The sequence below is a fragment of the Psychrobacter sp. FME6 genome (genome assembly GCF_014861365.1).
Taxonomy (GTDB): Bacteria; Pseudomonadota; Gammaproteobacteria; order Pseudomonadales; family Moraxellaceae; genus Psychrobacter.
This window is the reverse complement of record NZ_RRYW01000013.1, coordinates 39,309-49,867: the sequence shown is the minus strand read 5'-3', so window position 1 is coordinate 49,867 and position 10,559 is coordinate 39,309. Positions and strand designations below refer to the sequence as shown.

The window sequence follows — 10,559 nt, the reverse complement described above, 5'->3', positions numbered from 1 at the left end:
AAACGGCACAGCAAGTATCAGAGGCAATGATAGGTATCCTAAAGCCAGTGAGGTTACAGGTTAAGACCATTACCTCTGACAATGGTAAAGAGTTTGCTCAGCATAAGAAGGTGAAACGAAAGCTCTTTACTTCCTTCTTCTTTGCCGATGCTTATGCGTCATGGCAGCGAGGAACCAACGAGAATACTAACGGCTTAATCAGAGAGTTCTTGCCTAAGGGTTGTGACTTTAGACAAGTCTCTGATAATGAGATACAGGACATTGAGAATAAACTAAACAACAGACCAAGAAAACGCTTAGGGTTTAAAACGCCCAATCAGGTGTTCTATAATATAATTTAGCGTTGCACTTGGTGTGTTAATCTAAGTTATAAAATATAGTCAGCTTTTATGGTTTGGACATTTAAGTAAATTGGCTTGAGGTGATTTTATTTAGGGCATTTAAAGTGGTAGCATTTTTGGAACACACGGGCTAGAAAAGGTAAAGCCAACACTCACGTAATAATGATTAAAAATAGGGCTTAAAAAAAGATGGATACCTTAAATATCCTGTATCTCGTAGGGGCAGTATTAATTTTTGCCAGTATTATGGCAAGTACGTTATCAGCGCGTTTGGGCGTTCCACTATTATTATTATTTTTAGTAGTAGGTATGCTCGCCGGTGAAGAAGGTATCTTGGGTATTGAGTTTTCTCAATATGGTATCGCTAACTTTGTGGGGCAGGCGGCTTTAGCCTGTATTTTGCTAGATGGTGGATTACGAACCTCATTTAAATCTTTCCGAGTCGGTCTAAAGCCAGCCATCACTCTTGCTACTTGGGGCGTGCTGGCTACGGTCATGATACTTGGTGTCTTCGTGACTTGGTTACTCGATGTCGATTGGCGCTTGGGCTTGCTGATGGCAGCGATTGTGGGCTCGACCGATGCGGCAGCGGTATTTTCACTGCTACGTAATGGCGGGGTTAAACTTAACGACCGCGTACAGGCGACACTAGAGCTAGAGTCGGGAGCCAACGACCCTTTGGCTATTTTGCTAGTGACAGGACTCATTGCCTTAAATGTGGACCCTGCTGGGCAAACAGTGCTGGGCTTCTTGGGGTTGTTGTTACAGCAGCTTAGCTTTGGCTTGGGCATGGGCTTACTGTTTGGCTATTTATTGGCAAGATTACTACCCAAGATACTGTTGGCAGAGGGCATGTATGCCATTTTAATTATGTCGGCTGGCTTGGCCGTTTTTGCCGCGACCAACCTGATTGGCGGTAGTGGGTTTTTGGCGATCTATCTCACGGGTGTGCTGATTGGCAACCACAAAGTCCGCTCAACCGAGCACGTCATGCGGGTGATGGATAGCTTTGCTTGGTTATCACAAGCAGTATTATTCGTGGTATTGGGTTTATTGGTAACACCATCCAATGTTATCGATGTTTGGTATTACTCGGTTGCGATTGCCGCCTTTATGATTTTGGTTGCCCGTCCTATCGCCGTTTATAGCAGCGTTAAACCGTTTAAGTTTAAAGATAGAGAGATTGGCTTTGTTTCTTGGGTCGGTTTACGTGGCGCAGTGCCTATTACGCTTGCGATTTTGCCCGTAATGGCAGGGATAGATGGTGCTTTTAAGCTGTTTGATATTGCTTTTGGCGTGGTGGTTTTATCCTTGATTTTGCAAGGCACCACCATTCCATTTATGGCGGATTTATTTAAAGTACGTATTCCGAACAATAAAGACCCAGAAGAAGAGCATGAAGTTTGGGTGTCGGACAAAGCCAGTATTACGTTATATCAGTTTCAAGTAAAGTCAGGCGCGTTTGCGATTGGTCGTCATCCGATGGGTATCTCTAATCGAGTCAATCCTAATGAGATTAGTGTTTTCGCCTTGGTGCGTGGCAAGCAGATTATCCTTGTCGATGACAGTACCAAGCTCAAATTTGGTGATATTGTCTGGTACGCCATGAGGGGTAATCATGCCAGTCAGATTGCCAAGATTTTTAATGACACGACATTAGACCGTAAGGCCATCGATGACTTTTATGGTGATTGGTTGCTATCACCGAGTGTAAAGCTAGGAGATTTGCCATTCTTTACAGGCGTCATGACATCTGAGTCTTTAGTAGATAAACTAAAATCTAAACCTGACCCTGAGGATAAGATAACAAGTATGTGGGAGCAAACGGTCGCTGAATATGTCAAAGACAGCTTGGATATGGCGCCAGTATCGGGTGATACGGTTACAATTAATGATGAATGGTCGTTGGTCATCAAAGAGGTTGATGATAAAGGTAAGCTTAGAACGATTGGTTTAAAACATAAAGAGTTAGCAAAAGCAGTTTAGGGTCTGTTGAACATACCCTAAACGTATCGGTAAAACTCAGCTAACCTCGACGCCATGTATGGTATTTTTCAAGCCAATTCAAGGTTTTTTCAGGGGCATGGTTGCGTTTCCATTCACCAGCAACATACTTATTACCTTCCGCCCATGTGGGATAAACATGGATGGTGCCAAGTATTTTATTCAACCCTAAGCCGTGCTTCATGGCCAAAACAAACTCGCTTATTAAGTCACCAGCATGCTCAGATACGATAGTAACGCCAAGTATTTTATCTTTGCCTTTCGGGGTAATCACTTTGATAAAGCCATGGTTGGCGCTTTCTGTCACTGCGCGATCTAGGGTTTTAAAGTCGTAGCGTGTCACTTCAAAGTCGATATTTTTTTCAACAGCCTGCTGCTCGTTTAAGCCAACGCGCGCGACTTCTGGGTCGATAAATGTCGTCCACGGAATCACTCGATAGTCGACTTTAAATCTTTTAAGGTGTCCAAATAAACCATTTACGGCAGCGTACCAAGCTTGATGGGATGCCACATGAGTGAATTGGTAGGGGCCAACGATATCACCTGCCGCATAAATATTTGGATAGAGCGTTTCTAAGTATTCATTAGTGATAATGGTCCGAGCCGTTTCGATACCTAAGGCCTCTAAGCCATAACCGTCAAGACGTGCGCTGCGGCCGACAGCGCAAAGTAACTCGTCATATTCGATAGTGATTTCTTTAGATTGACCTTTTTCGTTCTGTGGCTGAACCACAATGTATTTTTTATCATCGTAAGTTTCGCAGCGAATGGCTTGATGTGAGGTCAACACCTTGACGCCACTACTTATCAATGCTTGCTGCACCAACTCTGAGACTTCTATATCTTCCTTTTTCATGAGGCGCGTGCCCCTTTCTATTTGAGTCACACTCGAGCCTAAGCGTGCAAAAGCCTGTGCCAGCTCAGAGCCAATAGGGCCACCACCAAGCACCACCAGTTTTTTTGGTGGCTTATCAAGCGCTGAAAACTTATGCCATATGGTATCGCTGGTGACATAGCCACTCTCTTCGATACCAGATAATGGTGGTATAAATGGCCGTGCGCCAGTGGCGATAACAATCGACCGCGCGGTGAGCGTTTGTGTGCCACCATCATTCAGCGCGATTTCTACCGTCCATGGATCGATAAGTTTGGCATAGCCTTTTAGAACCTCCACGCCCAAACCTGTATAGCGATCGATACTGTCGTTTGGGGCGATGTCAGCGATGACTTTATGGACACGCGCCATGACTTTTTTAAATGAAAATTGCGGTACTGTATTCTCCAAACCGTAACGCTCACCATGGTGCATTTGTTCTACGACTTTTGCGCTTTTAATGAGGGTTTTACTTGGCACGCAGCCGTAGTTTAGACAGTCGCCACCCATTTCTCCCGCTTCGATGAGCGTGACTTTTGCTCTAACAGTTGCAGCGATATAACTGGTGACCAAGCCGCCCGCACCAGCCCCAATCACGATCATATTGCGGTCGAATTTTTTCGGCTTATGATGGTTTTTATAGACACGACGCTTTTTGAATAGGTTTAAAATGGCTTTTGCTATCAATGGGAAAAAACCTAACAAGGCGAATGAGACAATCAAATTGAACGATAATATCCCTGACAAACTGTCGATTTGTGCCAATTGCGTACCAGCATTGACGAAGACAAAAGTACCTGCAAGCATGCCAATTTGGCTTACCCAGTAAAATGTCCTTGCTCTAATAGCGGTGACACCCATCAGTAAGTTGATCAAAAAGAACGGAAAAATAGGTACGAGACGTAGGGTAAATAAGTAAAAAGCGCCTTCTTTTTTGATACCAGCATCAATAGCTGCCAGACGTTCGGGGAATCGCTGCTTAATCGTATCGCGCAGCAAATACCGTGAAGTCAAAAAGGCCAGTGTCGCACCGATACTTGAGGCAAATGAAGCGACCAGTAATCCCTGTAGCAAGCCAAATAATGCCCCAGCTGCCAAGGTGAGTATGGCAGCACCGGGTAAGGATAATGCCGTGACCACAACATAGATTAAAAAGAAAAGTCCGATAATTAATAATGGTGAGTGCGCTTTATATTGGTCAAATTGCGCCATTGATCCTTTCAAACCTTCGAGCGTTAATAGCTCATTCAGGTCAAAATAAAAAAAGCTTGCCGCTAATAACACTATTAGCAGTATCAACAATATTCTTTTAAGCATAAGATATTATCCAGCTAAAGCGGCTATGCTTTAGTAAGCGTATTAAACCAAAAACCCTTTATAGCGTATTTAACACTATAAAGGGTTTTTGGTTTAACCGTCACTATAAAAGTCGACAATTACCACATTAAATCGTCTGGAATGACGTAGGCGGCATAAGGATCGTCTTCTGCCAGTACTTCTTCTGAGGTATCGTTAGACACAACTATGAAGCCTTCCATTTTTGTATCGATACGGTCAGCCAATGGACGAGGGAGTAGCGCATAGCTTTCTTCTAATCGCGCAATAACCACGTGACCCGCTACTATTTGATCGTATAGTTTTTGAGTGATAGCAATTTTTTTAACCTTGGAATCATCGACGAATTGATAGCTGATATCACCATCTGTCTCAGTGATTTGATGCTGTTTAATCATTTGCGCAATATTGGCTTTCAGCGTTTTTTCTTCTAAAGCACGTTGTTTTTCCTGATTGAGCTTTTGATCCTTTTCTAGTTTTTTTGCTTGAGCCTCTGCCAATGCTTTTTTGGCTTCTATGCTTTCTGAGTCGCCAGTACGCTTAGCATGCTGAGCTTGCTTACTGATTTTCTTGGCTTTTTTGTCATCCACCAATCCCGCTTTTAATAATTGAGCCTGTAGGGCATTTTTGGCCATAATTCCATCACCTAAATAACGATACTTAAATCATAAATACTAAGAAAACTATTGTAGCAAAATTTGCTAGGGTGTGTGGTTAGACGATGATAAGACTTTTTTAGCCCATAAAGACAAGGTTTTAAGACACTGCTTTTTCAAACCTTGGATAATGATGGTAATAACAAATTTAACATTATTGTATAAGTAAGCACGCATCGCTGGATGAAGTCGACCAAATTGGTTATTATCAAGGCAGTGGATGCGTTTTCTTACCAAGCATTTATGGTGTGTGTTTAAAGCTATATAGGGTTAAATCATTAAATTTAAGGACAGATTATGACCACATCACAGCATGTTTTGGCCTGTATTGACGGTTCGGCAGTGACTGAATCGGTTTGTGATTATGCCGCATGGTATGCCAGTAAGCTAAATTTACCTGTTGGGGTATTGCATGTCAGTGACGTTCCTGCATCGATTAGACGCGACTTGTCGGGTGCGATAGGGGTAAACAGTCGCCAGCTTTTGTTAGAAGAGCTGTCACAATTGGATGAAACACGAGCCAAGGTAGTGAATAATTATAGTAATGCTTTGGTCCAAGATGCCAAAAGCCATATCCAAAATAACTTTAATCACGTCAATCATAGTGCTCACATCAGTCATATCGACATTCGCATCTATCAACGTCGCGGCAAGTTGCTACCTGCTATTGAGCGTTTTAAAACAGAAAACCGTGCCATCATCATGGGACGGCGCGGAGAAGACCACAAAAACAGCCGTATTAATATTGGTAGCCAAATCGAAACCGTGGCTCGTGCCTCCGATGTCCCTGTATTGATTTGTTCAGAAACATTTAAAGAACCAAGCTCTTATATGATAGCGTTTGATGGTAGCAAAACCGCTATTAAAGCCGCATGGATGGTAGCGCGCAGCCCAGTATTAAAAGGCCTGCAAGGTCATATCGTCATGATAGGCAGTCATAATGACGATGCCAAACAAAGCTTAAGTGCCGCCGCGGCACAGTTAGAGGACGCTGGGTACAGTGTAGATGCTCATCACTTATCTGCCTCTGATGCCGTGCATGGCCTATTGACATTTCAAGCAGACAATCACATCGATATTATGGTGGTGGGTGCTTACGGCCATTCAAAGTTGCAGCAGTTGTTTTTGGGTAGTACCACGACAGAGATTATCGCCAGCACCTTGTCTCCTGTGATTTTAGTACGCTAAATACTTAAAGGTTGGATAATAATTAGTATTGGTTTTATTTTAACAACTATTTTTAGCAACTATTCTTGGACACTGTTTATGCTCATTGATTGATGCAGCGAATATAATCGATGCACTGTAAAAAACACAGTAAAGCGAACACCGTGCTACTGGGATAAATTTTGCGCGGCCTTTGTCTGCGCTGGCACAGCAAGCAAGGAAGTTTTATACCAGTAGCGCGTTGTAATATTGGTACCTATTCTATTTAGGATTGACTATATGGTCAATCATTGTTCGGTTTTATTGTTCTAGACTCGTTCATATTTTTCACTTTGAAACTAAGGTGCGGGCTGTATATCCAACTTAAACTCCCATGAAGTCGCCGTAGTTGTACTATTATCAGGATAGTTGATTTTATCCAAACGTAGCCGCGCATAGCTATTACCTTCTGCTGATCTGATTAACGCGCCTTTGCTGGTTTCAATAGGTTTGGCGTTTAGCTGATGGGTCATTCCATTGTAGGTATACCAGCCAAAGTCTAAGTTGGGGAAGTTGCCGGTGTAAGCAGGGTTGAGGTCTGAGCCTTTACTATCAATCACCCAGTCTCTGGCACTACTTGGCTTGGTATAAGCGGCGATGTTGGTTAAGTCGGTTAACGTGGCAGCAGTATTATCTTTCAGAAATTGACTGACAATAGGCGCATCTTGGTCGTCACCTTCTTTGTCACTATAGTATCCTGCTGGCGTAGCGGCAAGGTAACCGCCGACTTTACCTTTGTTGCTATCAACAGCTGAATCACCACCATTTAAAATGACATCATTACGCTTAAAGCCAACTTGCCAGATGCTATTTTTATCCGTGCTGCTTTGTCCTGTTTTTAAATCAAAGTAGACCCAATTATCATTATTGGAGGCATCAATGGTGTTGGTTTTTACTTTGTTAGGTAAGGCGGTATCAATCCAGCGAATGGTTGGATAGCCAGATGCACCCGTATCATTATAATAATTAATAATTTGCATGGCATAAATAGGCTGCTGTACGCCACTGTCTGTTATGGCACTGCTATTATCATTAGTAATCAGGTAGACGCGGTTGTTAGGATACAACTGATGCGCCTCTTTTAAATTGTACTCAAACCAAGGCTCGGTATTGAAAATACCGCCGCTGCGATCCTCATTATAATGCATGATAATGTCACGACTGGTATCAGGGTCTTGGATGGCATTGCTATAACGTCCTAAATCTGACCAATCTATTAGCCCAAAGACGCCGCCTTTACCCTGACCAGAGTCGCCACTGTTTGACCATAACTTCGGCGAACGTGCTTCATTCTCAAATTTAATATCCCAGTTATCTCCCTCGCAAGCACTCTCAGCTTTGGCATCAAAGTCATAACATGTCGCTGTACCTAGGGCTAAATTGGTGACCTGCCACGTCGCGGTTTCGCTAAAACTGGCACTGCTAACGGGCGGCGTACTACCGCTATTGTCATTACTGTTGCCGCCACTGTCGCTGCCGCAACCGATAATGCTGAGGGATAATATACTGGTGGTTACTAGCATCAGCAATGTTTTTGGCTTGGTGTTAAATGCTGGGATAATTTGGGTCATATTAGGCTCATTAATAGTCATAGTTTTATATAAAACGTGAAAAAAAGTGTGAAAAGTAATCGTACGAATATGTTTGATTTAGAATTATTGTTGATGAAAGGCTTACCAGTGATAACTGGCGCCAAGTAGCCATTCGCGATTATCAATAGGACGATAGTCACTGCTGTCTTTGACATCACGCTGTACATCAAAAATATTATTAATCGCGGCATACAAGCTCAAGTTTGCGGTAGCGTCATAGTTGAGCTTGCTATCGAGCGTCCACCAAGACGGTGAATACGCTTGTTCGCTAGTGCTAATGAGCTGCTTGGATTCATAATTAAGGCGCGGGATAAGCTGTAATTTGTCATTGATACGGTAATCAAGTGCCAGCATCGCTTTATGATTGGGCTTATAGGTCAGCTCGGTATCGGTTATATTGTTATGTGTGTTCAGGTAGGCGTAGGTTGCTTGTAGTTTGGCGCGATCATCCACTTGCCAATCAATACCGATATCGCCGCCATAAGTTTTGGCGCTGTCGACATTCATATATTTATAAATGGCGATATTACCCTCAAAGGTCGCATTGTCTTCATCGGTTTGGATTAAATCGTCGATCTCATTATAAAAACCATTAACCGTCAAATTAACGCTGTCGCTAAGCTGACCTTGATAGCCGACTTGATAACTGGTTGAGGTTTCGGGTTGTAAGTCAGGATTGCCCATGACTTTATAGCCCAAGTTACTGTGGTCAAAGACGTAGTAGCGCTCTTTTAGATTGGGCACTCGGTAACCACCGCCAATACTGCTGCGAAAGATATGATCGCGGCCATTGGTGTCCAAATGGTTGTATTTGAGAGAGACTTTTGGTGCGACATGATCGCCAAAGTATTCGTCGTTTTGATAACGAATGCCGCTTAATACCTCCCAATTATCCCCAATCAACCAATCGTCTTGTATATATAGTTCACCGACATCACGGCTGACTTCATCGGTAATAAGCTCGCTGACTTGATTTTTCGTTTGGCTTAACTTGTCTTGCTGAACCTGACCGCCGACTTGGATAAGATGAATGTTTTCATCGGATAGCACTAGTTCAGGTAGGTCGATTTGCGCTTGGGCTACCGCTGTTGTGATATCAGTGTCACGCGTACTGGTAATGGTTTGCTGAGTTTTGGTATCAGATTCGCTTTGATAGTCTTCATAGAACGCTTGAGCCGATAGTCGATAGGTTTTACTGCGATCATCAGCATGCGGTGCAATATCAGTGCGCGCCCCAACACTAAAACGCTGCTTGGTGATGTGCTCATCTCTTTGCTGTGCTAAATAACGCGGTGGCACATAATAGTTAAAGCGACTGACATCATCTTCTTGATAGTGGCTGGCCTCTAACCAGTATTGAGAATTTTTGACCACTCGGCTATCGTCATCGTCTAATATGGCTTTACCATTAGGGCTATAACTCAGGCGAGCGCTTACTTGCGATTGCTCGCTGGCATCTTTTAGTCTGGGCCATGCTTCATGGTCTAAGCTCAAGCCTTCATTATCGAGATAAGATCCTGATAGGCGAGCGTGAAAATGCTGTTCCTTATCCAATGCCCCTTCAATACTGGCTTCCACATAACGTTTGTTAGCATCTAACTTTTTATCGGACGGATTTTGTTGACCGTTGCTGGCAAGCTCGGTGGTGATATGTCCTTTTGCTGCATCAATGGGTTTGGTAATAATATTAATCACACCGCCCATGGCTGCACTACCAAACTGCGCTGAAGCCGCTCCTTGAACCACTTCTATTTGTTCTATGTCCATATTCATATATTGATTTAAGTTTACCGTCGAGCCGGTACTGGCAGTAATGGGTAAGCCATCAATCAATACCAATACTTGGTCACCTGTGAAGCCTTGCATGCTGACCTCATAACCGGTCTTGCCATGGACTTCGCGTAAATACACATTGGGCAGTAGTGCTAAAGCGTCTTTTAAAGTATGAGCATGATTGTCATCGAGCTTTTGGCGGCTCAATACTTGCAACGCTACGGGTGCATCACTTAACGCCCGTTCTGAGCGAGTGGCAGTCACTACAATGGGGTCTAAACGTATGCTCGGCATGGCTGCGTCATCGGATTTGTCAGAGGGGTTTTTAGAGTAGGTTTCAGCTGTTGGTAGCGCTGTTGACGCCGCTTGGACTGAAAAAGGTAGCAATCCAGATATGACTAAAGCGATACTCATGGCTAAAGGGCGACGACGTAGTTGTGGCGAATGGGTGTGTAGTCTTGTATGAGTTAAAGGGAGTTGAGACGCTAAAGTCGACATAAATAAAACAACCATCGTAGGAGGAAAAGTAAGAAAGTCGCGCTGCTTAAAGATCTTAGAAAGCTAAAAAATCGATTTAAAGCAACAGTGTATTGGTTTAGTTCATCAAGGTTTCGTTACTAAACTCACTATCGTCAGTAACAAAGTTCAGACATCATATTTCAAACGATAATAATTATCAAGATGCAAATGATAATTATTACTATTTACAAAGTGAAAAAATGTTGCCATAATAATTTCCGTTCAATGTTACTTAGCAGAAATGATAAACGTTAATGAT

General features: G+C 43.1%; 7 protein-coding genes. 3 read left to right on the top strand and 4 right to left on the bottom strand.

Annotated features, from left to right (window positions below):
• Positions 1-341 (top strand): IS30 family transposase (locus EI162_RS03425; RefSeq protein ID WP_192523027.1); only part of this gene is annotated, 341 nt, incomplete at its 5' end.
• Between the two features lie 189 nt (positions 342-530).
• Positions 531-2,327 (top strand): potassium/proton antiporter, encoded by a 1,797-nt coding sequence (locus EI162_RS03420; protein WP_192523026.1) that lies wholly within the window; start codon positions 531-533, stop codon positions 2,325-2,327.
• Positions 2,328-2,367: 40 nt separating this feature from the next.
• Here EI162_RS03420 and EI162_RS03415 read toward each other — a convergent pair whose 3' ends face one another.
• Positions 2,368-4,431: an FAD-dependent oxidoreductase gene (locus EI162_RS03415; protein WP_225736901.1), complete on the bottom strand. Its 2,064-nt coding sequence runs from the start codon at positions 4,429-4,431 to the stop codon at positions 2,368-2,370.
• 224 nt (positions 4,432-4,655) lie between these two features.
• A complete protein-coding gene (locus tag EI162_RS03410) occupies positions 4,656-5,189 on the bottom strand; it encodes a DUF2058 domain-containing protein (RefSeq protein ID WP_192523024.1) in 534 nt (177 codons plus the stop codon).
• A gap of 318 nt (positions 5,190-5,507) precedes the next feature.
• Between EI162_RS03410 and EI162_RS03405 the strand changes: the two genes are divergently transcribed.
• Positions 5,508-6,398 carry a universal stress protein gene (locus tag EI162_RS03405; protein WP_192523023.1) on the top strand — a complete coding sequence of 297 codons (891 nt, stop codon included), beginning with the start codon at positions 5,508-5,510 and terminating at the stop codon, positions 6,396-6,398.
• A 317-nt stretch (positions 6,399-6,715) separates the two neighbouring features.
• Here the strand turns inward: EI162_RS03405 and EI162_RS03400 are convergent, their stop codons facing one another.
• Both EI162_RS03400 and EI162_RS03395 read right to left on the bottom strand, forming a co-directional pair.
• Complete coding sequence (locus tag EI162_RS03400; protein ID WP_192523022.1) at positions 6,716-7,987, bottom strand: HmuY family protein; 1,272 nt, start codon at positions 7,985-7,987, stop codon at positions 6,716-6,718.
• A gap of 102 nt (positions 7,988-8,089) precedes the next feature.
• On the bottom strand, positions 8,090-10,279 hold the full coding sequence (locus tag EI162_RS03395) for a TonB-dependent receptor plug domain-containing protein (protein WP_192523021.1): 2,190 nt from the start codon (positions 10,277-10,279) through the stop codon (positions 8,090-8,092).
• Positions 10,280-10,559 lie beyond the last annotated feature (280 nt).